Origin of the sequence: Microbispora hainanensis, from assembly GCF_006874475.1 — a bacterium.
GTDB classification, from domain to species: Bacteria; Actinomycetota; Actinomycetes; order Streptosporangiales; family Streptosporangiaceae; genus Microbispora; species Microbispora hainanensis.
In genome coordinates, this window is record NZ_VIRM01000015.1 from 91,763 (window position 1) to 118,108 (window position 26,346).

Annotated in this window: 23 protein-coding genes; 10 read left to right on the top strand and 13 right to left on the bottom strand. The window is 73.0% G+C overall.

What is annotated here, in order from left to right; all coding sequences use genetic code 11:
- Positions 1-270: 270 nt before the first annotated feature.
- Together FLX08_RS40610 and FLX08_RS40615 are read right to left on the bottom strand one after the other, a co-directional pair.
- The gene (locus FLX08_RS40610; RefSeq protein WP_167530419.1) at positions 271-822 is read right to left on the bottom strand and encodes a DUF3147 family protein; all 552 of its coding nucleotides are present in this window, start codon (positions 820-822) and stop codon (positions 271-273) included.
- On the bottom strand, positions 819-1,265 hold the full coding sequence (locus tag FLX08_RS40615; RefSeq protein WP_167530420.1) for a DUF3147 family protein: 447 nt from the start codon (positions 1,263-1,265) through the stop codon (positions 819-821). Before FLX08_RS40615 ends, FLX08_RS40610 begins: the two co-directional genes overlap by 4 nt.
- A gap of 306 nt (positions 1,266-1,571) precedes the next feature.
- Here FLX08_RS40615 and FLX08_RS14795 point away from each other — a divergent pair, with 306 nt between their 5' ends.
- The 3 genes from FLX08_RS14795 to FLX08_RS14805 all read left to right on the top strand — a co-directional run bounded on the left by FLX08_RS14795 (position 1,572) and on the right by FLX08_RS14805 (position 5,426).
- Positions 1,572-4,175, top strand: coding sequence for a sensor histidine kinase (locus FLX08_RS14795; RefSeq protein WP_142619408.1), 2,604 nt, complete (start codon positions 1,572-1,574; stop codon positions 4,173-4,175).
- Positions 4,172-4,840 carry a response regulator gene (locus tag FLX08_RS14800; RefSeq protein ID WP_142619409.1) on the top strand — a complete coding sequence of 223 codons (669 nt, stop codon included), beginning with the start codon at positions 4,172-4,174 and terminating at the stop codon, positions 4,838-4,840. The genes FLX08_RS14795 and FLX08_RS14800 overlap by 4 nt, the downstream gene beginning before the upstream one ends.
- Positions 4,841-5,048: 208 nt before the next feature.
- Entirely contained in the window at positions 5,049-5,426 is a 378-nt protein-coding gene (locus FLX08_RS14805) for a hypothetical protein (protein WP_142619410.1), read from the top strand.
- A 35-nt stretch (positions 5,427-5,461) separates the two neighbouring features.
- Here the strand turns inward: FLX08_RS14805 and FLX08_RS14810 are convergent, their stop codons facing one another.
- A complete protein-coding gene (locus tag FLX08_RS14810) occupies positions 5,462-5,662 on the bottom strand; it encodes a hypothetical protein (protein WP_142619411.1) in 201 nt (66 codons plus the stop codon).
- A 130-nt stretch (positions 5,663-5,792) separates the two neighbouring features.
- Between FLX08_RS14810 and FLX08_RS14815 the strand changes: the two genes are divergently transcribed.
- On the top strand, positions 5,793-6,995 hold the full coding sequence (locus FLX08_RS14815; RefSeq protein WP_142619412.1) for an NAD(P)/FAD-dependent oxidoreductase: 1,203 nt from the start codon (positions 5,793-5,795) through the stop codon (positions 6,993-6,995).
- Positions 6,995-8,029 carry an RNA polymerase sigma-70 factor gene (locus FLX08_RS14820; RefSeq protein WP_341874330.1) on the top strand — a complete coding sequence of 345 codons (1,035 nt, stop codon included), beginning with the start codon at positions 6,995-6,997 and terminating at the stop codon, positions 8,027-8,029. Before FLX08_RS14815 ends, FLX08_RS14820 begins: the two co-directional genes overlap by 1 nt.
- A gap of 51 nt (positions 8,030-8,080) precedes the next feature.
- On the opposite strand, the gene FLX08_RS14825 is transcribed toward FLX08_RS14820, so the two are convergent.
- Genes FLX08_RS14825 through FLX08_RS14845 form a run of 5 tightly spaced genes read right to left on the bottom strand, consistent with a single transcriptional unit; the run spans position 8,081 to position 14,504 of the window.
- Complete coding sequence (locus FLX08_RS14825) at positions 8,081-8,788, bottom strand: (2Fe-2S)-binding protein (RefSeq protein WP_142619413.1); 708 nt, start codon at positions 8,786-8,788, stop codon at positions 8,081-8,083.
- Between the two features lie 28 nt (positions 8,789-8,816).
- Positions 8,817-11,588 carry a GNAT family N-acetyltransferase gene (locus FLX08_RS14830; protein ID WP_142619414.1) on the bottom strand — a complete coding sequence of 924 codons (2,772 nt, stop codon included), beginning with the start codon at positions 11,586-11,588 and terminating at the stop codon, positions 8,817-8,819.
- Positions 11,585-12,439 carry an ABC transporter ATP-binding protein gene (locus FLX08_RS14835; RefSeq protein ID WP_142619415.1) on the bottom strand — a complete coding sequence of 285 codons (855 nt, stop codon included), beginning with the start codon at positions 12,437-12,439 and terminating at the stop codon, positions 11,585-11,587. Before FLX08_RS14835 ends, FLX08_RS14830 begins: the two co-directional genes overlap by 4 nt.
- A complete protein-coding gene (locus FLX08_RS14840; RefSeq protein WP_244312646.1) occupies positions 12,436-13,476 on the bottom strand; it encodes a FecCD family ABC transporter permease in 1,041 nt (346 codons plus the stop codon). The genes FLX08_RS14835 and FLX08_RS14840 overlap by 4 nt, the downstream gene beginning before the upstream one ends.
- Positions 13,473-14,504 (bottom strand): FecCD family ABC transporter permease, encoded by a 1,032-nt coding sequence (locus FLX08_RS14845; protein ID WP_142619466.1) that lies wholly within the window; start codon positions 14,502-14,504, stop codon positions 13,473-13,475. The genes FLX08_RS14840 and FLX08_RS14845 overlap by 4 nt, the downstream gene beginning before the upstream one ends.
- Positions 14,505-14,635: 131 nt before the next feature.
- Here FLX08_RS14845 and FLX08_RS14850 point away from each other — a divergent pair, with 131 nt between their 5' ends.
- From FLX08_RS14850 to FLX08_RS14870, 5 genes are all read left to right on the top strand, one after another.
- Positions 14,636-15,661, top strand: a complete 1,026-nt coding sequence (locus FLX08_RS14850; RefSeq protein ID WP_244312647.1) for an ABC transporter substrate-binding protein — start codon at positions 14,636-14,638, stop codon at positions 15,659-15,661.
- Positions 15,662-15,743: 82 nt separating this feature from the next.
- Complete coding sequence (locus FLX08_RS14855) at positions 15,744-17,255, top strand: pyridoxal phosphate-dependent decarboxylase family protein (protein ID WP_142619416.1); 1,512 nt, start codon at positions 15,744-15,746, stop codon at positions 17,253-17,255.
- Entirely contained in the window at positions 17,242-18,537 is a 1,296-nt protein-coding gene (locus tag FLX08_RS14860; protein ID WP_142619417.1) for a lysine N(6)-hydroxylase/L-ornithine N(5)-oxygenase family protein, read from the top strand. The genes FLX08_RS14855 and FLX08_RS14860 overlap by 14 nt, the downstream gene beginning before the upstream one ends.
- Positions 18,534-19,106: a GNAT family N-acetyltransferase gene (locus tag FLX08_RS14865; protein ID WP_142619418.1), complete on the top strand. Its 573-nt coding sequence runs from the start codon at positions 18,534-18,536 to the stop codon at positions 19,104-19,106. The genes FLX08_RS14860 and FLX08_RS14865 overlap by 4 nt, the downstream gene beginning before the upstream one ends.
- The gene (locus FLX08_RS14870; RefSeq protein WP_280117103.1) at positions 19,103-20,965 is read left to right on the top strand and encodes an IucA/IucC family protein; all 1,863 of its coding nucleotides are present in this window, start codon (positions 19,103-19,105) and stop codon (positions 20,963-20,965) included. The genes FLX08_RS14865 and FLX08_RS14870 overlap by 4 nt, the downstream gene beginning before the upstream one ends.
- On the opposite strand, the gene FLX08_RS14875 is transcribed toward FLX08_RS14870, so the two are convergent.
- From FLX08_RS14875 to FLX08_RS40620, 5 genes are all read right to left on the bottom strand, one after another.
- Positions 20,946-21,230, bottom strand: coding sequence for a DUF1540 domain-containing protein (locus FLX08_RS14875; protein ID WP_142619419.1), 285 nt, complete (start codon positions 21,228-21,230; stop codon positions 20,946-20,948). The two genes, FLX08_RS14870 and FLX08_RS14875, sit on opposite strands and share 20 nt — an antisense overlap.
- A 131-nt stretch (positions 21,231-21,361) precedes the next feature.
- Positions 21,362-21,988 (bottom strand): GAF domain-containing protein, encoded by a 627-nt coding sequence (locus tag FLX08_RS14880; RefSeq protein ID WP_142619420.1) that lies wholly within the window; start codon positions 21,986-21,988, stop codon positions 21,362-21,364.
- On the bottom strand, positions 21,975-22,877 hold the full coding sequence (locus FLX08_RS14885) for a S8 family peptidase (RefSeq protein ID WP_244312648.1): 903 nt from the start codon (positions 22,875-22,877) through the stop codon (positions 21,975-21,977). Before FLX08_RS14885 ends, FLX08_RS14880 begins: the two co-directional genes overlap by 14 nt.
- Positions 22,874-26,071: an AAA family ATPase gene (locus FLX08_RS14890; RefSeq protein WP_167530421.1), complete on the bottom strand. Its 3,198-nt coding sequence runs from the start codon at positions 26,069-26,071 to the stop codon at positions 22,874-22,876. Before FLX08_RS14890 ends, FLX08_RS14885 begins: the two co-directional genes overlap by 4 nt.
- Positions 26,068-26,280 carry an aroma-sacti cluster domain-containing protein gene (locus FLX08_RS40620; RefSeq protein WP_036409041.1) on the bottom strand — a complete coding sequence of 71 codons (213 nt, stop codon included), beginning with the start codon at positions 26,278-26,280 and terminating at the stop codon, positions 26,068-26,070. The genes FLX08_RS14890 and FLX08_RS40620 overlap by 4 nt, the downstream gene beginning before the upstream one ends.
- Positions 26,281-26,346: the final 66 nt, after the last annotated feature.

Consider the following 26,346-nt stretch of genomic DNA (forward strand, 5'->3'; position numbering starts at 1 on the left):
GCCGCCACCGCATACGGCAGCGGCCTGGTGGTGACCAACGGTGAGGCGTCCAAGCCCTCGGGCCCGCTCTATCCGGAGCTGCTGGAGGTCATCGGCGACCGGCCGGTGATCGAGCGCACGACGGCCTTCAACTCCTTCCTCGATCCGGCCTTCGCCGAGGCCGTCCGTGCCACCGGCCGCCGAAGGCTGGTCATCGGCGGCATCGCCACCGACGGCGGCGCACGTCCGCCGCCGCATCACTCCCGGCTCGGCATGCGCCGCCGCTCGGGATCAGCGGCGGAGCCGGGTCACGATGGCGTACAGGGCCAGGGAGAGGGCCGCCCAGCTCAGGGTGGCGATCGTGAGCGACAGCCACAGCGGCCAGACGGTCACCGTGAGCGTGACGACGACGGCGAAGCCGATCAGGCCGAGGGCGCCGAAGATAGCGCCCCCCACGTCCTGCACGGCCTGGCGCACGCCCTCCTCCTTGGCGATGAGGGTGACGCTCGCCAGCAGGATCGCCGGGAACGCGAGGAAGAGCCCGCCCGCGCGCGGGCCGGCCAGCACGGACACCACCCCGGCGAGCGCCGACACCCCCGCGCCGAACGCGAACCGGGCCACCCAGTCGCGCTTGGGCGGCCGCCGCAGCTCGCTGAGCCGCAGCCGCACCTTCTCCTCGTCGTCAGAAGGTCGCTCGTCTTCAGAAGGTCGCCGGCCTTCGTACGGTCGCCCGTCGTCGGCAACCGGGCCGTCATCGGCCACCCGGCCGACATCGGACGGCCACTCTCCCTCGGAAGGCCGCCGGTCGCCGGGAGCCGGGCCGTCGTCTCGGCGGGCGCTCACGACAGGCGCGCCGGTGGCGGGGCCAGGTCGAGGGCCGCCGGCTGGGGACGCGGCCCGGGAACCGCCGTGGTCCGGACGCCGAGCAGGCCCTGCGGCGCCAGCGCGTACCCGGCGGCCACGACGACGCCCCAGACGGCGACCGCGGCCAGCGCCCCCCGCCAGGCGCCCCACCTGCGCAACAGGGGAACGGCGACCAGGCAATAAACGGTGAATCCGACCGCGCCGATCTGCATGCCCTGAGCCGAGGCGAGGACGTCGGGCACACCGGTGATGGCGGCGGTGACGATGAGGCTGGCCAGGGCCACCGAAGGACTGGCGCAGAACACCCCGGCGAGCCGTTTCGGCGTCAGCATCTCGGTCAGCGCCGCGAAGGCCAGCACGAAGACGCCCCCCGCCAGCGCCTTCACGACGACCTCCACGATCTGGCCGGTCATCTCGCTCACACCGCGCCCCCTCCCCGGAGCCGGCACAGATGGATCGGGGGACGCCGCTCGCCGGTTGAACCGCGTTGATTTCCGGCCCGGGTGTGCCCGAAACCCCCGGCGCGGACTGCGTACAGAGCGCGTCAATACTCGGTTCGAACCCGTATGAAAGCCGTCAAGAACGGCTAATTGCCACCGGTTCGGGACTTTGCTTGTGCTGAGACCGGCAACGGTCCAGCGGATGTGATCACACCGAGGAGGGGGATGTCGGACGTCATCTTCGTCTCTCGGACGGTTCCGGCCCTCGACAGGGAGAGGTGATCGGCCATGCCACGCGGGCGGCTGCGGATCTACCTCGGCGCGGCACCCGGGGTCGGGAAGACGTACGCCATGCTGTGCGAGGGCCACCGCCGCAGGGAACGCGGCACGGACGTCGTGGCCGGCCTGGTGGAGACCCACGGCCGCGTACGCACCGCACAACTGCTGGAGGGGCTGGAGGTCGTCCCCCGCACGACCCTGACGTACCGGGGCGCGACCTTCACCGAGCTGGACGTCGACGCGGTGATCGCCCGGCGCCCGAGCGTCGCCCTGGTCGACGAGCTGGCGCACACCAACGTGCCGGGCTCGCGCAACGCCAAGCGCTGGCAGGACATCGACGACCTTCTCGACGCCGGGATCGACGTGATCTCGACGGTGAACATCCAGCACCTGGAGTCGGTCAACGACGTCGTCCAGCACATCACCGGCATCCCGCAGCGCGAGACCGTGCCCGACGAGGTCGTACGGCGGGCCGACCAGGTCGAGCTGGTCGACATGGCTCCGGAGGCGCTGCGGCGGCGGCTCGCGCACGGCAACGTGTATCTGCCGGAGAAGGTGGACGCCGCCCTCGCCAACTACTTCCGCGTCGGCAACCTCACCGCGCTGCGCGAGCTGGCCCTGCTGTGGCTCGCCGACGAGGTGGACGAGCAGCTCGACCGCTACCGCGCCGAGCACGGCATCGCCGACACGTGGGAGGCGCGCGAGAGGGTCGTGGTCGCGCTGACCGGGGGACCGGAGGGCGACACCCTCGTCCGGCGGGCTGCCCGCATCGCCGCCCGCACCAAGGGCGCCGACCTGCTCGCCGTGCACGTCACCCGGGCGGACGGGCTCGCCTCCGGGGGCGACCCGGCGCTGCTGGCGCGTCAGCGCGCCCTCGTGGAGAGCATGGGCGGCACCTATCACCAGGTGGTGGGCGACGACGTGCCGCGGGCACTGCTGGCGTTCGCCCGCGGCGTCAACGCCACCCAGCTCGTGCTCGGCGCCTCCCGGCGCGGCCGGATCGCCCAGATCTTCGGCAGAGGGGTGGGCGTCGAGACGACCGCCAGGTCCGGCTCGATCGACGTCCACATGATCACGCACGAGCAGGTCAAGAAGGGGCGGGAGCGCCCGCAGCGGTCGCGGGCGGCGCTCACCCGGCGGCGCAGGCTGACGGGGTGGGCCGTCGCGCTCACCGGCCTGCCGCTGCTCACCGCCGTCCTGCTGCCCTTCCGGGACACGCTGGCGCTGCCGAGCTTCATCCTGCTGTTCCTGACCACCGTCGTGAGCGTGGCACTGATCGGCGGCATGTGGCCGGCGATCACGGCCGCGGTCGCCGCGTCGCTGCTGATCAACTTCTTCTTCACCCCGCCGACACACACGCTGACGATCGCCAATCCGGAGAACCTCTTCGCCCTGGCCGTCTTCGTCGTGGTCGCGGCGGCGGTCAGCATGATCGTCGACGTGGCGGCCCGCCGTACGAGGGAGGCGGCCCGCGCCGGGGCGGACGCGGAGATCCTGTCCGCGCTGGCCGGGCACGTGCTGCGCGGCGAGGGAGCCGTGCCGTCCCTGCTCGCGCGTACGCGGGAGACGTTCGGCCTGGTCTCGGTCACCCTGCTGGAACGGCGGCCCGAGGCGGGGCAGGGGCCGGACGACCGGTCCGACCCCGCCTCCTGGCGGATCGTCGCCACTTCCGGGGGAGAGCCGTGCACCTGCCCGGACGCCGCGGGCACCGACGTGGACATCGACGGCGACCTCGTGCTCGCCGCGCGCGGGCGGTTGCTCGACGCCTCCGAACGCCGCGTGATCGAGGCGTTCGCCGCGCAGATGGCCGTCGCCCTGCGGCAGGAACGGCTGGAGGAGGAGGCCGGGCAGGCCAGGCCGCTCGCGGAGGCCGACAGGATGCGCACCGCGCTGCTCGCGGCGGTCAGCCACGACCTGCGCACCCCGCTGGCCGCGGCGAAGGCCTCCGTGGAGAGCCTGCGCGCCACCGACGTCGAGTGGTCCCCGGAGGACCGCGCCGAGCTGCTGGAGACCGCGGACGAGTCGCTGGCCAAGCTCGACCGCCTGGTGGCCAACCTGCTCGACATGAGCCGCCTGCAGGCCGGGGTGCTCGGCGTGGCCGCCCAGCCGGTCGCCGTCGAGGAGGTCGTGCCCCGGGCGGTCGACGACCTCGGGCCGCTCGCCGCCGAAGTGAAGATCGACATCCCGCACGACCTCCCCGAGGTCGTCGCCGACCCGGCGCTGCTGGAGCGGGTGCTCGCCAACCTCGTCGGCAACGCCGTCCGCTACACCCCCGCGGGAGAGAGCGTGCTCGTCACCGCCAGCAGATACGGCGACCGGGCCGAGATCCGGATAATCGATCGTGGGCCCGGTGTGCCGCGCGACGCCTACGACCGGATCTTCCTGCCCTTCCAGCGGCTGGGAGACCGGGACAACCACAGCGGCGTCGGGCTGGGCCTGGCCCTGGCGCGCGGACTGACCGAGGCGATGGGAGGCCGGTTGTCACCCGACGAGACCCCCGGGGGAGGGCTCACCATGATCCTGACCCTGCCCGTCGCCGTACACCTCCACGACCTGCGGGAGAGCCCGGCGGATCTGGGGGGTTCTCTGGGTCTGGGGGGTGCGGCGTCGTGAGCCGGATCCTCGTCGTCGACGACGAGCCGCAGATCCTCCGCGCGCTGCGGATCAACCTGGCCGCGCGCGGCTATGAGGTCGCCGTCGCGGCGGACGGCGGCTCCGCGTTGCGCGAGGCCGCGGACCGGCGCCCCGACCTGATCGTGCTGGACCTCGGGCTGCCCGACATGGACGGAGTCGACGTCATCCACGGCGTACGCGGCTGGAGCAGCGTGCCGATCATCGTGCTGTCGGGGCGCAGCGGCAACCAGGACAAGATCGACGCGCTGGACGCCGGGGCGGACGACTACGTCACCAAGCCCTTCGGCGTGGACGAACTGCTGGCCCGCGTGCGCGCGGTGACCCGGCGCACCGGCTCCCGGGAGAGCGAGCCCGCCCGCGTGAGGATCGGGGAGCACGTGGTCGACCTCGCCGAGAAGACCGTCTCGGGCGACGTACGGCTGACCCCGACCGAGTGGCACATCCTCGAACTCCTCGTGCGCAATCCCGGCAAGCTGATCAGCCAGCGGCAGCTGCTGAGCGAGGTGTGGGGCGCGCAGTACGTAAAGGAGACGCACTACCTGCGGCAGTACATGGCCCAGCTCCGGCGCAAGCTGGAGAAGGAGCCCGCCCACCCCGTCCACCTGATCACCGAGCCCGGCATGGGCTACCGCTTCACCCCCTGACGACCGCACTTCCGCTGCCGTCCTTCGAGCGCTCCGGCGCGCGTCGTGGGGCGGCGCTTCGGGCAGGGCAGCTCGGTCAGGCAACTCGGGCAGGGCGCCTCGGGACGGCGTCCTCCGGGCGGCTCGAAACGCGCGGTGGGAAAGGGCGTCTCGGGACGGGGCCGGGGGCGCGGAACTGTCGGTCGGGTCCGGAAGAATCACTCTCATCATGACCACCACCGCGCTGCCCACGTCCGCGCCGCCCGTCGCCGCGCGGACCATCACTGCGCCGCCCTCGTCCGCGCCGGCCACCGCTGCCGCCGCGCTATCCGCCGACGTGCTGACCATCACCGCGCTGCCCTCGTCCGCGCCGGCCACCGCTGCCGCGCCGCCCGTCGCCGCGCCGGTCGAGGTGCCGGTCGAGGTGCCGGTCGAGGCACCGGCACGTGCCCTGCCGGTCGAGCTCATCGACGGCCCCGGAGGCAGGCTCTACCTGCTGCCCTTCGCGCCGCTCACCCCGGACGACTGCGAGGCCCTGTCCGCGCTCCTCGCCGCCCACGCCGCCGCCGTACGCGGGAAGGAGTCCGCCACCCCCCAGCCCGAGTAGACCCGGCCCAGGCTCTCCATGCGATGACCGGGCCTTCAGGTGAGCGTGTAGTCCGTGTCCCCGAAGTCGGCTCCGGTCTGCTCCTGCCGGATCTCCGCAAGCCGGTGGGCGCGTACTTCTGCGGCCAGCCGATCCATGTCGGCCTTTTTCTGTTCCTCCGACCGCACCGGCAGTCCTGCGGCCTCACGGCGCTCACGCACCCTGCGCTTTGTGTCCTCCCACCCCACAGGGGTCATTCGTACTCCCTCATCTTTCATCGGTCACGGCGAGGAATCGTGTGGCTTAGATCACATCAGGTGCATGTCACGTATGGGCGGGCCGCTTCCATCTGCTGGTCGTCAACGGTTCGGACGAGGAGATGGAACGATGAGCGCACAGCACGAAGCGGCGGCGACCACCACCCACCGAGTGGTGATCCTGGGGGCGGGATACGCGGGCCTGTCCGCGGCGATCCAGCTCGGGACGAGGGTCAAGCCGGGCGACAACGTGCGGGTGACCCTGGTGAACGCGCAGGAGCGGTTCACCGAGCGGCTGCGGCTGCACATGACGGCGAGCGGGCAGCGGCTCGCCGAGCTGAGCATTCCCGAACTGCTGGAGGGCACGGCCGCGCACTTCGAACGCGGGTGGGTGACGGCGGTGGACGTGAACGCGAAGACCGTGCGGGTCGACGACGAACGCGTCCTGTCCTACGACACGCTCGTGTACGCGCTGGGCGGCGTGGCCGACACGGCGGCGGTCCCGGGCGTCGAGGACCACGCGTACACGCTGAACAGCGCCCAGGACGCCGAGGTGCTGGCCGACCGGCTGTCGCGGCTCGGCAGCGGCACGGTGGTGGTCGTCGGCAGCGGGCTGACCGGCGTCGAGTCGGCCGCGGAGATCGCCGAACGGCACCCGGAGCTGCGCGTCGTGCTGCTGGGCCGCGGCGAACCCGGTGCGGCCATGAACCCGAAGGCCAGGGCTTATGTGCGGGCCGCGCTCGACCGGCTGAAGGTCGAGGTGCGCAGCGGAGTCGAGGTGGTGAAGGTGCTGCCCGGCACGGTCGAGCTGGCCGGCGGGGAGAGCGTGGCGGCCGACGCCGTCCTGTGGACGAGCGGCACGCGGGTGTCGCCGCTGGCGTCCGCCGCCGGGCTGACCGTCGACGACCACGGCCGGGTCGTCACCGACGCCGCGCTGCGGTCGGTGTCCCACCCCGAGGTGTACGCCGTGGGCGACGCGGCGGCGATCCGCCAGGGCTACGGCGTCATGCACGGCACCTGCCAGGGCGGCATGCCGACCGGTGTGCACGCCGCGCTGTCGATCCTCAGGGAGCTGAAGGGCAAGCGGCCCAAGCCGTTCCGCTTCGGCTACTACCACACGCCGGTCAGCCTGGGCCGGAACGACGCGGTCGTGCAGTTCACCCACCCCGACGACAGCCCACGGCGGCTGTATCTGACGGGCCGCGTCGCCATCCGATACAAGGAGACGGTGACCGCAGCACCCTGGCCCACCTGGGGCCGCATGAAGAACATGCCCGCTTCGGGCGCGTTCTGGCCCCGTGGGGGCCGCTTCACCCGCGTGCGGGAGGCGTGATGACCCAGCCTTCCGACATGACCGGCATGGCCGAGCCCCCCGACATGACCGGGCCTTTCGACATGACTCAGCCTCCCGGCGCGGCCCAGCCTTCCGACATGACCCGGCGTCCTGGCATCACGCAGCCTGGCGACCTCGACCAGCAGGTGTTCGTGCAGCACCGCAACCTGCTGTTCTCGGTGGCCTACCGCATCCTCGGCTCCGCCGCCGACGCCGAGGACGCGGTCCAGGACGCCTGGCTCAACTGGTCGGCGGCCGACCGTTCGCAGGTGGCCGATCCGAAGGCGTACCTGACGCGGATCGTGTCGAACGTGGCGCTGGAGCGGCTGCGCTCCACCCAGCGCAAGCGTGAGGCCTACGTGGGACCGTGGCTGCCGGAGCCCATCCTGACCAGCGGAGACACCGCCGAGACCGTCGCCGACGCCGACTCGGTTTCGATGGCGATGCTCGTGGTGCTGGAGACGCTGAGCCCGCTTGAGCGCGCGGTGTTCGTGTTGAAGGAGGTCTTCGACTTCAGCCACGCCGAGATCGCGGAGGCGGTCGAGCGTTCCGAGGCGGCCGTACGGCAGGCCGCGCACCGCGCCCGCGCGCACGTGGCGGCCCGGCGGCCGCGCTTCGCGGCGGACCGGTCGCGGCAGCGTCAGGTCACCGAGCGGTTCTTCGCCGCCGCGACCGGCGGTGACGTGAACGCCCTGATGGAGCTGCTGTCTCCGGACGTCACCCTGTGGACCGACGGCGGAGGCAAGGTCCGTCAGGCCCTGCGCCCGGTCGTGGGCGCGGCGACGGTGGCCGCCTGGTTCGCGGCCGTCGGCACGGTCAGCTACCAGGGCGTCGAGCCCGCCGACATGAACGCCGAGCTCGTCGAGATCAACGGCGGTCCCGGCATCGTCTTCAGCGCCCCGGGTCGCGTGATCGCCACCGTCACCTTCGATTTCGGCACCGACGGCCGGATCACCACCATCCACAACGTGGCCAACCCGGACAAGCTCCAGGCGGTCGCGGATGGCACCACCCGCAGCCTCGGGACGCGGTGAGCCCGGTGGCCGTGCAGTCGCCGACGGACAGGTTGTGCGTGGGGGGCGCGCTCAGCACACGCAGCAGGTGGAGCAGGCCTCGGCGTCCGGCAGCGTGACCCACAGGCAGCACGTGCGGCGGCGATACCCGTCGCCGTCGGGCGTGAGCAGTCCGGCGACCGGCGGCCCGATCTCGTCCAGCAGGCGGGCCGCCTCGGCGTACGGCCCGAGCGTGAGCAGCGGGTGGGCGAACGCCTCCGCGGTGGAGCCCCACAGGGTGCGCTCGCCCACCCGGGTCAGGGTGCCGAGCGCGCTGACGAACGGATATTGGCTCTCCAGGAGCGCCTCCCTGATGGCCGCCGCGAGGTCGGACACGACGACGGTGCCCTCGGTCCCGGCGAGCGGGTCGCTGGGGAGCACGGCCACGGTCACCCGCGACGCCGCCACCGTCACCCCGGCGGCGGACGTCCTGACCAGCGTGTCCTCCAGGCGCATCAGCGGCACCCGGCGGCCGAGACCCCAGCCCAGCGCCATCGGCATCGTGTGCCAGTAGCCGTAGGTCTTCCACAGCAGCGCCGCCGCCACGTGCCGCGGCGCGCTCCAGCGTGCGGCCGTCTCGTCCACCAGCGCGAGCAGTCCCTCATACGGCTCTCGCACCAGGGCGGCGGCGGGGATCCAGCCGGGGGAGTCGTCGGCGACCAGCCCGGGCAGCACCCCCAGCACGCCGTCGCGCTCCGCCGCGAGGCCTTCCAGATGATCGGCGAGGGCGTCGAGCAGCACTCCGCACTCCTTGGTCTCAGTGGTGGTCTCAGTGGTGGTCTCTGGCGAGGAACAGCAGCCGGGCCCGCTTGTCCGGCAGGTCGATCTCGGGCCCGAGCGTGAAGCCGGTCCGCAGCAAGCGGTCGATCACCTTGTCGTTGCGGGCGTCCGGCTCGGCCACGATCCGGGTGTGGCCCGGGTCGGCGAACGCGTACGCCAGGAGCACGGACAGCAGGGCGGGGGTGAAGCCGCGCTCGCCCTTCCCCGTCGCCGGCCCGACGAGCAGGTGGACGCCGAAGTCGCCCGGCTGGACGTCGTAGCACTCCCCGACCGGGTCGGCCCCGGGTTCGTACGTCTGGAAGAGCGCCACAGGACGGTCGTCGCGGCACACGAGATAGGCGTGATGGGTGGCGAGGCCGTCCAGGTGGTCGTAGATCTCCAGCACCCGCTCGCGGCTCGCGTCGAGCATGCCCCAGAACCGGGCCCGCTCCTCGGTGACCCAGGAGTGGATCAGATCGGCGTCGGCCGGCGGGTCCACCGGCACGATGCGGAAGGTGCCGAATCCGTCGACCGCCTGCTCCCACACGGCCTCGCGGCGTGCGAGGGCTATGGTCCGTGCGTCAGAGGTCATGCCGCTCCTCGGTGAGTCCATGATCAGCCGGTCCCAGTCCGTGACCACTGGCGCGAGTTCACCGCGCAGCCACAGCGGGTGCTGGTCACGCCAGTGGGGGTCGCCGGGCACGCCGCTCGCGCCGAACGGCACGATCCACAGGCTCCCGTCGCGCCGTGCGAGGTCCCACACGTAGCGCGCCGCCGGGCCCCGGGCGAAGTGGTGGGTGACGCCCGGCACGCTCGACGTGGACAGCACGCAGTCGTGGTCCCCCGGCACGCCCGCCTCCACAGAGCCCGCGTCCACAGAGTCCGTGTGCACAGAGTCCGTGTCCACAGGGGACGGCAGGGCCCGCCAGGGGGTGAGCCGGTGGAGGTCGCCCCACCGGACGCCGGTCAGCTCGTCGCGTGCCGCCACGTCCTCCAGCGCCGCCCTGGCCAGGTCCGCGAGGGCCGCCCGATCCAGCCCCGGCAGTGCGGCGGTCGTCAGCAGGGCCTCCAGCGGGTACGCGACACGGGGGGTCAGCGCGAGCCACGGCCGGAAGACCTCGGGCGCCTCCGCGTCCAGCCCGGCCAGGCAGGCCAGGGCGGGGTGGGCCGCCAGGCGCCGCACCACCTCGGCGCGGACGGCCGCGTACGCCGCCGCGCCGGTGCTGCCGGCGTCCATGCGCCGGTCCCAGGCCGACAGCCGGTCCCGCAGGCGTACGGCCTCGGGACTGAGCCCATCCAGCCCGTCCGGCCCGTCCAGACCGGCCAGCAGGTCGAGGAGAGGGCCGGCGCTCGGCAGCAGGGTGTCGGTGTGGACGGCCGCCATGTCGGTGGCCGACCAGCGCGGCGAGCCGTCGAGCAACCGCCTGATCCGGTCGGCGCGGTGGCGCGAGGCGAACTCGACGCCGAGCGGCGCGGCGATCCCCCGCTCGTTGGCCATGACCGTGATGCCGGAGACCTCGCGGCGGGGCATCGGCGCGTAGCCGCCGCTCCACTCGTGGCCCGGCTCCCAGGCGGGCACGGCCCACAGCCCGTTGGCGGGGTGACGGGCGGGCACCACCCCGGCGACCCGGTGCAGCAGGCCGCCGGAGGTGTCGGCGGCGAGCACGACGTTGACGGGCTCGGCCCAGAGGTCGAGCGCCCGGTCCACGTCGGCCACCGTCGTCGCCCGCAGCAGCGCCGGCAGCGCCGCGAACCCCAGGTCATGACGCACCCGGGGTGGATAGCGCAGGCTCACCGCCTCCCACAGGCCGCGCCGGTGACCCGGACCCTCCGGCTCGGCCCCGGCGTGCATGACGACCGGGCCGCGCTCGGTCTCGACGACCTCGACCTCGACCTCGCCCTCGGCCGGGGCCTCCCCCGCCACCTCGACGATCTCGACGTGGGTGGTGCAGGGACGCCAGCCGTCCGGTCCCAGCGCCTCGACGCCGCCGTCCCCGCGCCGGAGCCGCTCGCGGTAGAGGTCCTGGTAGTCCGCCATGGCGTTGGTGATCGCCCAGGCGACCGAGCCGGCATGCCCGAAATGGGGGATGCCCGGAACGCCCGGCACGGCCAGCCCCACCACGTCGAACTCGGGACAGGCCAGACGGATCTGCTGATAGAAGCCGGGGTCCTCGATGAAGCGGTGGGGATCGCCCGCGATCAGAGCCGCGCCGGTGGTGGTGCGATCAGCGGGGACCAGCCAGCCGTTGCTCCCGCCGCTGCCCGGCCCGTCGGCGGCGAACACCGCGACCGCCTCGGGCCCCAGCCGTGCGGCCACCGCCTCGCGCCACAGCTTGGCCGGGAAATGCGCGAAGAGGATGTGGTGCGACAGCCAGATCGCCATCGGCGTCCACGGCTCCCACCGCCCCGGCGCGAGCCCCGCGGCCATCCCCTGCCGAGTGAACTCGGGCGCCCGGCGCGCTCCCTCGGCAAGCCCCGCGTTGACGCCGTCCACGTAGGCGCTCACCCAGCGCGCGGTGTCGTTGTCCAGGGCGCGCAGGCAGCGCTCGGCGGTGTCGGCCAGCCGGGCCTGCCGGGCGAAGCGGTCCCACGCGACGGCGTCCATCCCGAGGATCGCCGCCGACGTGCCGGTCGCCCGGCGCCGCTCGACCTCGATCTGCCAGGCCCGGTCGAGGGCCGTGACACGTCCCTGGGCGAAGGCCAGCTCGTACGGATCGCCCGCGCGCAGGTGGGGAATGCCCCAGGCGTCCCGATACAGCCCGTTCGGCGCAGAAGGTGTCATCGCGTGGCCGGTTCCGTACGGCGGCGGGCGGCGGGGACGACCAGCGGAGTGCCGGTCTCCGGGTCGTCGATCACCCGGCACGGCAGCCGGAAGACCTCCTCCACGAGGTCGGCCGTCATGACCTCTCCGGGCGCCCCGGCGGCCACGACCCGGCCGTCGCGCATCGCGATCAGATGAGTGGCGTAGCGGGCGGCGTGGTTGAGGTCGTGGAGCACCGCCACGAGTGTGCGTCCGCGCTCCTCGTGCAGCCGGGCGCACAGGTCGAGGACCTCGATCTGGTGGGCGATGTCCAGATAGGTCGTCGGCTCGTCGAGGAGCAGCAGCGGCGTCTCCTGCGCCAGCGCCATCGCGATCCACACGCGCTGGCGCTGCCCTCCGGACAGCTCGTCGACCAGGCGTCCGGCCAGGTCGGCGACCCCGGTGGCCTTCATCGACGCGCGCACCACCCGCTCGTCTTCCGACGACCACTGGCGCAGCAGCCGCTGGTGGGGATAGCGCCCGCGACCGACCAGTTCGGCGACCGTGATGCCGTCCGGCGCGACGGACGTCTGGGGCAGCAGGCCGAGGGTCCTGGCGACCTTCCTGGCGGGCAGGGCGGAGATGTCCCGCCCGTCGAGCAGCACCGTCCCGGCGGCCGGCCGGAGCGTGCGCGCCAGCGCCCGCAGCAGTGTGGACTTGCCGCAGGCGTTGGGCCCGATGATCACGGTGAACGACCGGTCGGGGACGACCACGTCGAGGCCCTCGGCGACGACCCTCTTGTCGTACGCGAGAGTCAGTGCGCTGCCGCGCAGGCGCGGCCCGTCGTCGTGGGTTCCTGCCATCGCGTTCCTGTCCGCGATCGTGCCGGTCATATCCGTCCCGCCTTCCGCTGGGCGGCGAGCAGCCAGACGAGGTAGCCGCCGCCGAGCACCCCCGTCACCACCCCGACCGGAAGCTGGTGTCCGGCGAACAGCCGCTGCGCGGCCAGGTCGGCGCCGGTCAGCAGCGCCGCGCCGGTGCACGTCGCGGCGAGCAGGTTGGGCCCGGGCGCCGCGGTCATCCGCCTGGCCAGGTGGGGGGCGGTGAGCGCGACGAACGACACGGGCCCGGCGGCCGCCGCCGCGAGTGAGGTGAGCAGCACGGCCGCGGCCACCAGGGTCAGCCGCAGGCCCTGGACGCGTACGCCGAGGCCGCGCGCCAGGTCGTCGCCCATCTCCGTGATGGCCAGCGGGCGGGCGCAGCCGATCAGCACCACCGGCGCCAGCACGGCCATCGCGGCGAGCAGCGGGAGGACGTCCTCCCAGCCGCGCCCGTCGAGGCTGCCGGTGAGCCACAGCATGGCCCGCGCCGCCTCCATCAGCCGTCCCCGGGTCAGCAGATAGCCGTTGACGCCGGTGAGGATCGCGGTGGCGCCGATGCCCACCAGCACGAGGCGGTGGCCGTGCAGGCCGCCGCGCCAGGCCAGCACGTAGACGACCAGTCCGGCGACGACGCCGCCGAGCACCGCGCCGCCCGCGAGCGCCGCGCTGCTCCCGCCCGTGACGACCACGAGCAGTGCCCCCGCCGCCGAGCCCTGGGTGAACCCGAGCAGGTCGGGGCTGCCCAGCGGGTTGCGTACGAGCGACTGGAAGACCGCGCCGGCCAGCGCGAGGGCGGCGCCGACGAGCAGCGCGGTGACCACGCGGGGCAGCCGGAGCTCGTGCACGACGAAGTCCTCGGCCGGGCTGCCGCCGCCCAGGAGGGTGCGGACGACGTCGGAGGGGCTCATCGGATAGTCGCCGCCGCCCACTGCGAGCACGCCGAAGACGAGCGCGAGCAGCAGGCAGCCGGCTCCGACGGCGACGGCCCTCAACCGCAGGGGGATGCCGCCGGCGACCCTTCGGACGGGCATGGGCCCGACGGCGGTCATGCGCGGACCTTCCTTCGCACGAAATACAGGAACAGCGGGCCGCCGAGGACCGCCGTCACGATGCCCGCCTGCAGCTCGCCCGGCCTGGCCACCAGCCGCCCGAGCACATCGGCGCCGAGCAGCAGCACGGGCGCGAGCAGCGCGCAGCAGGGGAGCATCCACCGCTGGTCGGGGCCGGTCAGCGCCCGCACGAGGTGCGGCACCATGAGCCCGACGAAGACGATGGGCCCGCAGGCCGCCGTCGCCGCCCCGCACAGCAGCGTCACCGCCACGATGGCGCCCGCGCGCACCCGGGCGGGGTGCGCCCCGAGCGAGCGCGCCGAGTCGTCGCCGAGCGCGAGCGCGTTGAGCGGCCTGGCCAGGGCCAGCGCCAGCAGCAGGCCCGCCGCGACGAACGGCGCCATCATGGCCGTGGTCTCGCCCTGCGCGCTCGCCAGCGAGCCGACCGTCCAGAAGCGCATGGTCTCCAGCGAGGCCGCGTCGAGCAGCATCGTGCCGTTCACGTACGAGTAGAGCGCGGCGTTGACGGCGGCTCCGGCGAGCGCCAGCCGCGCCGGGGTCGCCGCGCGCCCGCCGCCCACGGCGTAGACCAGCACGGACACGGCCGCCGCGCCGGCCAGCGCGAACCAGACGTAGCCCTGGAACGTCGCCACCCCGAAGATCGTGGCGGCCGTGGCGACCGCCGCCGAGGCGCCCGCGTTGATCCCCAGCAGGCCGGGGTCGGCGAGCGGGTTGCGGGTCAGCGCCTGCATGACGCCGCCCGCGACGCCCAGCGCGACTCCGGCGAGCAGCCCGAGCAGGGTGCGCGGCAGCCGCATCTGGTGGACGACCGTGTAGGCGGCCGAGTCGGCGTCGACGAGCCCGTGCCAGACCTCGGCCGGGGAGAGCTGCCGGGCGCCGAGCCCGAGGCTGAGCACGAGGACGGCGGCCAGGGCGATCGCCGAGCCCAGCAGCGCCGCGGCGCGCCGGCCGTTTTCCGCGCGTTTTCGCGGCGGCCCCGCAGGCGCGCTGATCTGCGAGGACTCCATGACGACCACGGCCGGCTCCGGTGGGGGGCGTGGGGCGATTTCGCTCACCCCTCTGGACAAGAACTTAGGTAAGGGTAACCTAACTAGCGATCAACCCCAAGACCCCGGTCTACGCGAGAGAAAGACGAACCGTGCGAAACCTGAACTCCCCCATGTCCCGTCGCGGCTTCTTCGCGGCGGGCGGAGCGGCCGCACTCACCCTGGCGCTCGCCGCCTGCGGGTCGAGCGACCCGGCGCCCTCCTCCGCAGGTCAGAGCGCGAAATCGTGGTCCTTCGCCGACGACAGGAAGGAGACGGTCACGGCCGCGGCCGTCCCGTCGCGGGTCGTGGCGTTCACCGGGACGGCGGCGGCGCTCGTCGACTACGGGCTGCAGGACAAGATCGTCGGCGTCTTCGGCGAGACCAGGCGCACCGACGGCTCGCCCGACCCGCAGGCCGGCGACCTCGACGTGAACAAGGTCACGATCCTCGGCAACGTCTGGGGCGAGTTCAACATCGAGAAGTACGCCGCGCTGCGTCCCGAGCTTCTCGTCACGCACATGTACGACCCCGGGGCCCTGTGGTACGTCCCCGACGAGAGCAAGGACAAGATCGTCAAGCTGGCTCCCACCGTGGCCGTCAGCGTGGCCCGGGTGCCGATGACCGAGCCGATCGAGCGGTACGCCGCCCTCGCCGAGTCGCTGGGCGCGGACCTCGGCGCGCCGAAGGTCACCGAGGCCAAGGCCAGGTTCGAGGCCGCCGCCGAGAGCGTGCGCAAGGCGGTCGCCGACAACCCCGGCATCAAGGTGCTGGCCGCCTCCGGCAGCCCCGACGTGCTGTATGTCTCCAACCCCGAGGTCAACACCGACCTCATGTACTTCACACAGTTGGGCGTCGACGTCGTCAAGCCGGACAAGCCCGGCGACGGCGGCTATTACGAGAACCTGAGCTGGGAGAACGCCGACAAGTACGACGCCGACCTGATCCTGCTCGACAACCGCAGCACCGCGCTGCAGCCCAAGGACCTGACGTCGAAGCCGTCCTGGGCCAAGCTGCCCGCCGTCAAGGCCGGCCAGGTCGTCGGCTGGGACCCCGTGCCGCGCTTCTCGTACGCCGGAGCCGCCCCGATCCTGGAGAACCTCGCCACGGCGATCAGGAACGCCAAGAAGCTCGGCTGACCCCACTCCGGAATCCGGGGACACGTGTCGACTCCCAAAAGTTAGGTTCGCCTAACCTAACTTCTTCACGGTAAGGATGACAATGACCTCTCCCCATGCCGGGGCCGCGCGGCCGCACCTGTTCAGCGACCGAACGGTGGAGGGATACCGGCGGGCGATGGCCGAGGCGACCGCGCGGGTGGCCGGCCGGATCCGGCGCGCCGACCGCCCGTTCAGCGGCGTGTCCCCGGAACGGCTCGCGCCGGAGATCGCCGCGATCGACCTCGAACGGCCGCTGCACGATCACGCCGCCGCCCTCGACGAGCTCGAACGGGTCTATCTGCGCGACGCCGTCTATTTCCACCACCCCCGCTATCTGGCCCACCTCAACTGCCCGGTGGTGATCCCGGCGCTGCTGGGAGAGGCGGTGCTGTCGGCGGTGAACTCCTCACTCGACACCTGGGACCAGAGCGCGGGCGGCACGCTCATCGAGCGCCGCCTGATCGAGTGGACGGCCGGCCGGATCGGCTTCGGCCCCGCCGCCGACGGCGTCTTCACCAGTGGCGGCACGCAGTCGAACCTCCACGCCCTGCTGCTCGCCCGCGAGGAGGCCCGTACGGAGGCCGCACCGGCGCGGCTGCGCGTGATCACCTCCGAGGCGGGGCACTTCAGCGTGCGCAAGGCGGCGAAGCTGCTCGGCCTCGGGCCCGGCGCCGTCGTCACCGTGGAGACCGACGGCGAACGGCGGATGCGGCCGGCCGCGCTCGCCCGCGAGCTCGACCGCTGCCACCGCGCCGGGCAGGTGGTCATGGCCGTCGTGGCCACCGCGGGCACCACCGACTTCGGCTCGATCGACCCCCTGCCGGAGATCGCCGCGCTGTGCGAGGCCGCCGGGGTGTGGCTGCACGTGGACGCGGCCTACGGCTGCGGGCTGCTGGTCTCCCGCAGACGGCGGCGCCTGCTCGACGGGATCGAGCGGGCCGACTCGGTCACCGTCGACTTCCACAAGTCCTTCTTCCAGCCGGTCAGCTCCAGCGCCGTGCTGGTGCGCGACGGCGCGGCGCTGCGGCACGCGGCCCACCACGCCGACTACCTCAACCCCCGGCGGATGGCCGAGCGGGGCATCCCCAACCAGGTGGACAAGAGCCTGCAGACCACCCGCCGCTTCGATGCGCTCAAGCTCTGGCTGACGCTGCGGGTCATGGGCCCGGACGCGGTCGGGGAGTTGTTCGACGAGGTCGTGGACCGCGCGGCGGAGGCGTACGACCTGGTCGCGGCGGACCCGCGGTTCGAGGTCGTCACGCGGTCGCCGCTGAGCACGCTGGTCTTCCGCTATCTGCCGCCCGACGGCCCGCAGCACGGAGGCCTCGGCCGCAAGCTCGCCGACGACGCCAACCTGTACGCCCGGGAGGCGCTGGCCGCCTCCGGCGAGGCCGTCGTCGCGGGCACCACGGTCGGCGGCCGCCACTACCTGAAGTTCACCCTGCTCAACCCGGAGACCACGCTGGACGACGTCGCACACGTCCTCGACCTCCTCGCCGGACACGCCCAGCGATACGTGGACGACCTCGCCCCGCTCGCCGGCTCCCCGGAGGTGACGCATGTCTGCTCATGACTTCGTCGCGATCGGGCTGGGGCCGTTCAACCTGGGCCTGGCCTGCCTGGCCGAGCCCATCGCCGAGCTCGACGGCGTGTTCCTGGAGGCGCGGCCCGGCTTCGCCTGGCACCCCGGGATGATGCTCGACGGCGTGACGCTGCAGACGCCGTTCATCGCCGACCTCGTCACGCTGGCCGACCCGACCTCGCCCTACTCCTTCCTCAACTACCTGAAGGAGACCGGCAGGCTCTATCCCTTCTACATCCGCGAGAGCTTCTACGCGCTCCGCGCCGAATACGACGCCTACTGCCGATGGGCCGCCGCACGGCTGCGCAGTGTCCGCTTCGGCCACCGGGTGACCTCGGTGACGTACGACGAGGCCGGCGGGCACTACGTCGTACGCGCGGTCACCGACGGCGGCGCCGAGACCGAGCACAGGGCCCCGCATCTCGTGCTCGGCACCGGCACCCCGCCGTACGTGCCGGAAGCCTGCCGCGGCCTCGGCGGCGATCTCGTGCACAACGCCGGCTATCTCGACGCCAGGGCCGCGCTGCAGGCGAAGGAGAGCATCACGATCGTCGGCAGCGGGCAGAGCGCCGCGGAGATCTACCGCGACCTGCTGGCCGACGTCGACACGCGGGGCTATCGGCTCACGTGGGTGACCAGGTCGCCGCGGTTCTTCCCGCTCGAATACACCAAGCTGACCCTGGAGATGACCTCGCCGGAGTACGTGGACTACTTCCACGCGCTGTCCGAGGACACCCGGTATCGCCTCGAAGCCGAGCAGAAGGGCCTCTACAAGGGCATCGACGCGGCGCTGATCAACGAGATCTTCGACCTGCTGTACGCCAAGACCGCCGGCGGTCCGATCCCCACCCGGCTGCTGACCTGCACCGAGCTGCGCGAGGCCGCCTACGACGCGGGCCGGGGCGAATACACGCTCGGGCTGCGCCACGTGGAGCAGGAGCGCGGCTTCACGCTCGTCACCCAGGGGCTCGTGCTGGCCACCGGCTATCGCTACGAGCCTCCCGCCTTCCTCGACCCCGTACGCGACCGGATCCGGTGGGACCGGCACGGCCGGTTCGACGTGGCCAGGAACTACAGCGTCGACGTCACAGGGCGCGGGATCTTCCTGCAGAACGGCGCCACCCACGCCCACAGCGTGACCTCGCCCGACCTCGGCATGGGCCCCTATCGCAACTCGTGGATCATCGCCCAGATCCTCGGCCGGGAGCACTACCCCGTCGAGAAGACGATCGCCTTCCAGGAGTTCGGCGCGCCCGAGGGCGTGGTCGCATGAGTGACATCGTGTTCCGCCGCACCGACGAGCGGGTCGGCGAGCTCGCCGTACGCCGCCTCGACCCGGAGGCCGACGCCGGGACCGTGCACGCGTGGGTCACCCACCCCAAGGCCGTGTTCTGGATGATGCGGGACGCCGACGTCGCCCGCGTGGAGAAGGAGTATCGCGAGATCGTCGAGCACCCGCACCGCGACGCGTACCTCGGGCTGGTCAACGGCCGCCCGGCCTTCCTGGCCGAGCGCTACGACCCCGCCCGGGTCGAGCTGGCCGGGCTCTACGACGCCGAGGAGGGCGACGTCGGCATGCACTTCCTGTGCGCGCCCGCCGAGACCCCGATCCACGGCTTCACCCTCGCAGTGATCACCACGGTCATGGAGCTGCTGTTCGCCGATCCCGCGACCCGGCGGGTGGTGGTCGAGCCCGACGTGCGCAACACGGCGGTGCACGCGCTCAACGCGGCCGTCGGCTTCGAGGTCGCCGGCACCGTGGCCAAGCCGGAGAAGGACGCCCTGCTGAGCGTCTGCACCCGGGAGCGGTTCCTCGCGGCCACCCGGGAGGCGCACGCGTGAACTCGTCAGCGGTCAATCCCCTGGCGGCCCACCACGCCCTGGGAGCAGAAGACCCAATAGTGGCGGTCGCGCACCTCACCCCCGCCACCTGGGAGAAGGCCAACCGGCGGCTGGTGCGCAAGGCGCTCGCCGAGTTCTCCCACGAGCGGCTGCTCACCCCGCGCCCGCTCGGCGACGGGCGGTACGTCGTGCGCGGGCCGGGCGGGGTGGAGTATCGCTTCACCGCCTCGGTCATGTCCCTCGACCACTGGCACATCGGCGAGGTCACCCGCCAGGGGCCCTCCGGCGAGCCCCTGCCGTTCGACGCGCTGCAGTTCGTCACCGAGATGCGCGGCCCGCTCGGGCTGAGCGACGAGATCCTCCCGGTCTACCTGGAGGAGATCACCTCCACGCTGGCGAGCCTCGCGTACAAGCTTGGCCGGCCACCGGTCGGCGCGGCCGAGCTGGCGAAGGCCGGCTTCCAGGAGATCGAGGCCGCCATGACCGAGGGCCATCCGTGCTTCGTGGCCAACAGCGGCCGGATCGGCTACGGCATCGACGACCACCACCGTTACGCGCCCGAGGCCGCCGCGCCCGTACGGCTGATCTGGCTGGCCGCCCACCGCGACCACACCACGTTCACCTGCTCGCGCGACATCGACTACGAACGGTTCATGCGAGGCGAGCTGGGCGAGGAGGTCCTGGCCCGCTTCGCGGGCACGCTGGCCGGTCTGGGGCTCGACATGGCCGACTACCTGCTCGTGCCGGTGCACCCCTGGCAGTGGTGGAACCGGATCTCGGTGACGTTCGCGGCGGAGGTCGCCGAGCGGCGGCTGGTCTGCCTGGGCCCCGGCGACGACGAGCACCTCGCGCAGCAGTCGGTGCGCACGTTCTTCAACGCGAGCGAGCCGTCCAGGCACTACGTGAAGACGGCCCTGTCGGTGCTGAACATGGGCTTCGTCCGCGGCCTGTCGGCGGCCTACATGGAGGGCACGCCGGCGATCAACGACTGGCTCGCCGGCCTGATCGCAGGCGACGAGGTCCTCCGCGCGACCCGCCTGACGATCATCCGCGAGCGGGCGGCCGTCGGCTATCGCAACCGCCGGTTCGAGGCGGCCACCGACCGCTACTCGCCCTATCGGAAGATGCTGGCGGCGCTGTGGCGGGAGAGCCCGGTCGCGGGCCTGGAGCCGGGCCGCCGCCTGGCCACCATGGCCTCCCTGCTCCACACCGATCAGGACGGCCGGTCGTTCGCGGCGGCGCTGATCGAGCAGTCGGGCCTCGCCCCCGAGGTGTGGCTGCGACGCTACCTCGACGCCTATCTCGTGCCGCTGCTGCACGCCTTCTACGCGTACGACCTGGCGTTCATGCCGCACGGCGAGAACGTCATCCTGGTCCTGGACGGCGGCGCGGTCGAACGGGTGATCTTCAAGGACATCGCCGAGGAGATCGTGGTGATGGACCCGCACGCGGACCTGCCGCCCGAGGTCCGGCGGATCCGCGCCGAGGTGCCCGAGGAGCACCGGCTGCTGTCGATCTTCACCGACGTCTTCGACTGCTTCCTGCGCTTCCTCAACGCCGTGCTCGCCACGGACGGCGTGCTCGGCGAGGACGCCTTCTGGCGGACCGTCGCCGAGTGCGCGACGGCCTATCAGCGGTCGGTCCCGCACCTCGCGGACCGGTTCCGGCGCTACGACCTGTTCGCGCAGACGTTCGCCCTGTCGTGCCTCAACCGCCTGCAACTGCGCGACAACCGGCAGATGGTGGACCTGACCGACCCGTCGGCCGCGCTGCAGATGGCCGGCGAGCTGGTCAACCCCATCGCCCGCTTCGCTCCGATTCGTCTTGCGGGCGAAGACGTCAGGCGGGCGCGTACGTGAGGCAGTCGGCCTCGTCCAGGGAGTAGCCGATGTCGATGCCGGGCGCCTGGCACTCCAGCGACACGTTGTGCTGGCAGTCGGATATCTTGCAGGCGCCCACCCGGCCCACGGTCTGCTGGTCGCCTCCTGGCGTCGGTGCCGTGAAGAACGTGTCGCAGTGCGCGTGGGACACGTCCCCGACGGTGATGGCGGCGGCGTGGCACATCGCGTCGCGGTTGTACGCGCACGAGGTGGCCTCGCAATGGTTGACTACGGGCATCTCCATGGGCGGCTGCTCCCCCTGACGATCGTGGCTTTCGTCCTGGCTCATACCGCCTTCGACCGCGTCGGCAATCTCCGCCGTGGTCCCAGACTCGGCCAAGCCACGCCAGGGGGACACCGTCAGGGGAGACGCGGCTAGTGCAGCAGCTCCTCGGCCACGGCGAGGAGCTTCAGGGCGGTCGGGTCGGCGGCCCCGCCGTCGCGCGGCACCCGGGCGGAGATCCGCTGCAGCAGCACGTGGACGTCGTCGCCGCCGGGCGCGGCCGGGAGCTCCGTCTCGGCCCGCCGCAGCCGCAGCAGGAGCTCCAGGCCGTACGCGGCCTGGGCGGCGAGCATGGCGAGGAGGTCCACGTCGGCGAGGTCTCCCCGCCAGTCGGCGGACCTGTCGAGCACCTCCAGCACGCCGATACAGCTCTCCTGGCGGATGACCGGCGCCGCCATGATGCTGCGCGGGACATAGCCGGTGGACTCGGCGGCGTCGTGGGCGAACTGCGGCACGGCGCCCACCTCGTCGGCGATCATCGGCTGGCCGCTCGCCGCGACCCAGCCCGCGATGCCCGTGCCGGCTGGGAAGCGCGTGCCGACCAGGTGCCGCTCCCCCGCGCCCGACACGGCCTCGAAGACCAGGTCGCCGGTCTCCTGGTCCACCAGGAAGACCGACGCCGCGGCCGAGGCGAAGACGTGCCGGGCGACCTCGACCGTGGACTGCAACAGCCTGCGCTCGGTGATTTCGCTGTCGGAGCGCCGTTCATGCACGGACATGCGCGCCTCCCTGGGATGCGACGACGTTGCTGGCGGCCAGATAGAGCACGGACTTGAGCTGGAAGGGGGTCATCCACCGGTGCCTGCTGAGGATGAGCGCACAGATCCCGGTGATGTGCGGCGCGGCGAAGCTGTTGCCGGTGCTGCGGATCTCCCGGCCCCGACGCCAGGCCACCGGCACCCGTACGCCCCGGGCGAGGAACTCGGCCGGCGGCGCGGGGTTGTAGTAGTAGGTCATCGGGTCGGGCTCGTCGTGGCTGGCCACCGAGATGACCGAAGAAAAGGTCCAGGGGAAGCTGACCACCGGCATGTTGTGAGCCGAGGCCACCAGCAGGCAGCGCCGGAAGTAGGCGCGGTCGGCCAGCTCGTGCAGCTCGGGCAGATACTGGCTTCTCGTGGTGGACAGGCTGAGGTTGACGAGATCGAACCCCTCCTCGACGGCCCAGCGCAGCCCGGCCAGGAGGGCGGCGCCGCTGCCGGAGCGCCCGTCGGTCAGCACCCGCACGGAGGTCAGAGAGACGGCCGGGGCGATCGAGCGGATGATCCCCGCGCACGCGGTGCCGTGCCCCACGTGGTCCACCGGGTCGCAGTCGACGACCGTCAGGTCGCGGTCGTCGGCGACCACCAGCGACCGCTCCAGGCCGCCGACCCGCGGATGGCCGCCGTCCACGCCGGTGTCGAGCACGCAGACGCGCACGCCCGCGCCGTCTCCACCCGTGCTGTTTTCACCCGCATCGTCTCCACCCCAGGCCCACTCCCTGGTGACGTCCTCCAGGCGGCTCACGCCGAACTCCTCCGGGGCCAGCCGGGAGGTCGCCAGGCTCCAGGCCGGCACGCCGGGGAAGTGCTCACGCCGCTCCCGGCGCCACGGGGGCTGCGTCACGGTCACCTCTCCTCCTCGATCCGATGCGTCTCTCTCCGATGCGTCTCGATCCTGTGCGTCTCGATCCAATGGCGTACGCGCCGGGCGGGCAGCTCCGCGCCCTTGGCCGCGTAGTCGCCCAAGGCACGGGCGGCGGCGAGATCCGCCGCCTCGGTGCGCCCGGCCGCGTGGTGCGCCACCGCCAGGTCGGCCAGCACGTCCCCGCGCAGGCAGGGATCGTCGGTGCGGACCAGCAGCTCCTCCGCCCTGGCGGCGAGCGCGCCCGACGCGCCGTGGTCGCCGTGGAGGGCCGCGACCCGGGCGCTCAGCGCGAGAAGGGTGAGCTCGCCGCGGGCCTGCGGCTGTCCGCCCGCGGCCCGCACCCGGTCGAGCTCCCGCGCGCCCTCGGGGTGACGCCCCTGCCGGAGCAGCTCGCGCACGGCGTAGAGCTCCAGCGTCCTGGCCGGCTCGGACTGGCCCGCCCGATGCAGGTCCGCCGCCGCCCTGCGGAACAGCGCCTCCGCCTCGGCGTGCCGGTCGACGAGCGACTCGACCAGCCCGCGCACCTGGAGCACCGCGGTCGCCGCCAGGTCGAGGTGGAGGTCGCGGGCGTGCCCGTCGGCCTTGTCGAGCACGGCCCTGGCGGCGGTGACGTAGCCCGCCAGCGCGAGCAGCCGCGCCTCGGTGACCAGGACGGGCAGCAGCATCGCCCGGTCGGCGCGGAACCTGGCCGACACGCCGACGCACAGGCTCAGCCCCTCGGCCAGCGGCGTGGGGGACCACTGCGCCAGCTCGCAGAGGCCGCTGAGCAGGCGGTTCTCCTCATATCTGTCACCGAGGGAGCGGGCCCGGGCCAGGGCGTCGCGCAGCGCCGCCTCGGCCGCCCCGAACCGGCCCTCGCCGATGCGCACCAGCGCCTCAAGGTGATGGAAACGGCACCAGCCGAGGTCGTCGCCGGGGTCGGCGGCCAGCAGGCCGCGGAACGGCTCGGCCGACGCGGGCCGCACGCCGAAGCGCACCGCCAGGATCTCGCGCTGGACGGCGCAGACGAGCCGGTTGCGCCGGTCGTCCGGCAGCTTCCGCTCGGCCACGTCCAGCGCGGCGTACGGCCGGTCGGCCTCGCCTCGGGCCAGCCCGGCGTCGCAGATGCGCACCGCCAGCACCCGGTGGTCGGCGTGGCCGGCCGGCAGCAGGTCGCGTCCCCGCTCCAGCAGGCCGATGGCGGCGGGCAGGTCCTTGCGGTGCAGCGCCTGTGTGCCCTCGTGCACCAGGGCGCGGGCGGCCCGCTCGGTGAGCGCGGGCAGCAGCGGGTCGTCCGGCCGCACCTCGCGCTTGAGCAGGCAGGCGGTCTCCAGGTGATGGGCCAGGTCGCCGTGCGAGCTCTCCTCACCGGCCAGGGACGAAACGACCCGGGACGGAACGGCATGGGACGAAACGGCATGGCGCGAATCGGCCGGGGACGCCCCGGTGACAGCGGTGCGCTCGTCGATGCGCTCGGAGATCCGGTCGGAGATCCGGTCGGCGAGGGCCAGATGCCAGGTCGCCCGCAGGTCCTTGCGGGTCATGGCATAGACCGTGTCGCGAGTGAGCGTCTGGGTGAAGCGGAACGACCCCGGCGTCTCCCCCCGCCGGATCATGCGCGTACGGATCAGGCGCCCGAGCAGCTCGTCGACGTCGAGCCGGGCCTGGGGCTCCGACGCGCAGAGCACGCCGAGCTGGTCGCGGGTGAAGACCTGCCCGATCGTCGCGGCGCGTTCGAGCACGTCGCGCTCCCCCTCGTCGAGCAGGTCGAGGCGCGCCCCGAGCAACGCCTGGATGGTGGGCGGCAGCGGGGCGTCCTCCCCCTCCTCGGCCAGCGTCTCCAGCAGCAGCTCGGCGAACAGCGGGTTGCCGTCGGAGCTCCGCGCGACCCGCCGGCACAGGGCCGGGCCGGCGGCCAGGTCGTGGGCGACCACCTCGGCATCGGGCAGCCGGTGTGCCGCCAGCTCGGCGACCAGCCGTTCCATCTGCGCGGCGTCGAGCGCCGCCAGCTCGAACGCGGCGGCGCGGTCGGTGTCGTCCCCCCAGGCGGGCCGCGCCTCCAGCAGCTCGGGCCTGGCCACCCGTACGACCAGGACGGGCACGTCGGCGAGCCACGCCGCGAGGTCGTCGATCAGGTCGAGCAGGGTCGGCTCCGACCAGTGCAGGTCCTCCCAGACCGCCACCAGCGGGCCGCGCCGGGCCAGCGCCTCGAACAGTGCGCGCACCGCCCGCGAGATCTCCTCGACGCCCGCGTCCTCACCGGTGCGGGGCGCCCGCGAGGCGTCGGCGGTCGCGAGGCCGCGCAGGGTGGCGCTGCTCGACGTCTCCAGCGACGGCTGGATCTCCCGCCAGTCGTCGCCGAGAGACTCGATCATCTCCACGATGGGGCGGAAGGTGATCCCCACGCCGTACGAGCGGCACCGGCCGGTGATCACGGTGGCCCCGGCGGGCAGCTCGTGGACGAAGTCGCGCACGAGCCGCGACTTGCCGATGCCCGGCACGCCGAGCACGGTCACCAGGCGGCACCGGCGGTCCCGCACCGCCTCCCGGTAGGCCGCGCGCAGCCGCCCGATCTCATCGGCGCGGCCGACGAGCGGGATCCGGTCGTCGTCGTGGCCGGTGTCCGGCTCCAGCGAGGTCACCCGCCAGGCCCGCACGGGGTTGCTCTTGCCCTTCAGCGTGAGCGGCGGGACGGGTTCGAGCCGCGCCTGGGCGCGGACCATGCGCGCGACCTCGTCCCCCACGAGGATCTCGCCGACGCCCGCGGCCGACTGCAGGCGGGCGGCGGTGTTGACGGTGTCGCCGATGACGCGCAGGTCGGCTCCCGGAGTGGCGATGACCACCGCCTCCCCGGCGCTCACGCCGCAGTGCACGTCGAGCCGGATGCCGTGCGTGGGGGCGAGGTCCTCGCTCAGCGCGCGCACCCGTTGCAGCGCGGCGTGCGCGGCGCGCACCGCCCGGAGCGCGTCGTCCTCGCGGCCGGCGGGGATGCCGAAGGCGGCCATGATGGCGTCTCCGATGTACTTCTCCACCACGCCGCCGTGCTCCCTGATGCCCGAGGTGCACGCCTGGTAGTAGCGGTCGAGTACGTCCCGGAGGAGCTCGGGATCCAGCCGTTCGGCGAGCTCCGTCGAGCCGACCAGGTCGATGAAGACGACGACGACGTTCCGGCGCGCAGGGCGGGCCGCCCCGGGGCTCATACGAGCTTGAGCTCCTGTCCTTCGACCTCGCCGGCCGCCGCGTCCAGGCGGGTCTTGATCGAGTTGAGCAGCTCGACCTCCGGCCTGCTCAGCTCGGCGAACACCTGCCGCTGCCGCTCGTTGAGCAGGTCGACCGGGTGGCCGGCCTCGCGCAGGGCCGTCAACGGGTCGAACGGCGCCGGCCCGCCCTGAACCTCGCGGCTGTTCATCGGCAACCTCCTGGTCGTGCGGGACCTGTCGGCCACAGGGGTACGCCGCCAACGGTAAGGACGGAG

Excerpts from the sequence above, each read along its gene's own strand:
- FLX08_RS14840 (WP_244312646.1), bottom strand. The coding sequence starts at position 13,476 with ATGACCGCCGTCGGGCCCATGCCCGTCCGAAGGGTCGCCGGCGGCATC.
- FLX08_RS14855 (WP_142619416.1), top strand. The coding sequence starts at position 15,744 with ATGACCTCTCCCCATGCCGGGGCCGCGCGGCCGCACCTGTTCAGCGAC.
- FLX08_RS14835 (WP_142619415.1), bottom strand. The coding sequence starts at position 12,439 with ATGACCGGCACGATCGCGGACAGGAACGCGATGGCAGGAACCCACGAC.
- FLX08_RS14860 (WP_142619417.1), top strand. The coding sequence starts at position 17,242 with ATGTCTGCTCATGACTTCGTCGCGATCGGGCTGGGGCCGTTCAACCTG.
- FLX08_RS14845 (WP_142619466.1), bottom strand. The coding sequence starts at position 14,504 with ATGGAGTCCTCGCAGATCAGCGCGCCTGCGGGGCCGCCGCGAAAACGC.
- FLX08_RS14830 (WP_142619414.1), bottom strand. The coding sequence starts at position 11,588 with ATGACACCTTCTGCGCCGAACGGGCTGTATCGGGACGCCTGGGGCATT.
- FLX08_RS40620 (WP_036409041.1), bottom strand. The coding sequence starts at position 26,280 with ATGAACAGCCGCGAGGTTCAGGGCGGGCCGGCGCCGTTCGACCCGTTG.
- FLX08_RS14875 (WP_142619419.1), bottom strand. The coding sequence starts at position 21,230 with ATGGAGATGCCCGTAGTCAACCATTGCGAGGCCACCTCGTGCGCGTAC.
- FLX08_RS14880 (WP_142619420.1), bottom strand. The coding sequence starts at position 21,988 with ATGTCCGTGCATGAACGGCGCTCCGACAGCGAAATCACCGAGCGCAGG.
- FLX08_RS14890 (WP_167530421.1), bottom strand. The coding sequence starts at position 26,071 with ATGAGCCCCGGGGCGGCCCGCCCTGCGCGCCGGAACGTCGTCGTCGTC.
- FLX08_RS14815 (WP_142619412.1), top strand. The coding sequence starts at position 5,793 with ATGAGCGCACAGCACGAAGCGGCGGCGACCACCACCCACCGAGTGGTG.
- FLX08_RS14810 (WP_142619411.1), bottom strand. The coding sequence starts at position 5,662 with ATGACCCCTGTGGGGTGGGAGGACACAAAGCGCAGGGTGCGTGAGCGC.
- FLX08_RS14865 (WP_142619418.1), top strand. The coding sequence starts at position 18,534 with ATGAGTGACATCGTGTTCCGCCGCACCGACGAGCGGGTCGGCGAGCTC.
- FLX08_RS14795 (WP_142619408.1), top strand. The coding sequence starts at position 1,572 with ATGCCACGCGGGCGGCTGCGGATCTACCTCGGCGCGGCACCCGGGGTC.
- FLX08_RS14805 (WP_142619410.1), top strand. The coding sequence starts at position 5,049 with ATGACCACCACCGCGCTGCCCACGTCCGCGCCGCCCGTCGCCGCGCGG.
- FLX08_RS14820 (WP_341874330.1), top strand. The coding sequence starts at position 6,995 with ATGACCCAGCCTTCCGACATGACCGGCATGGCCGAGCCCCCCGACATG.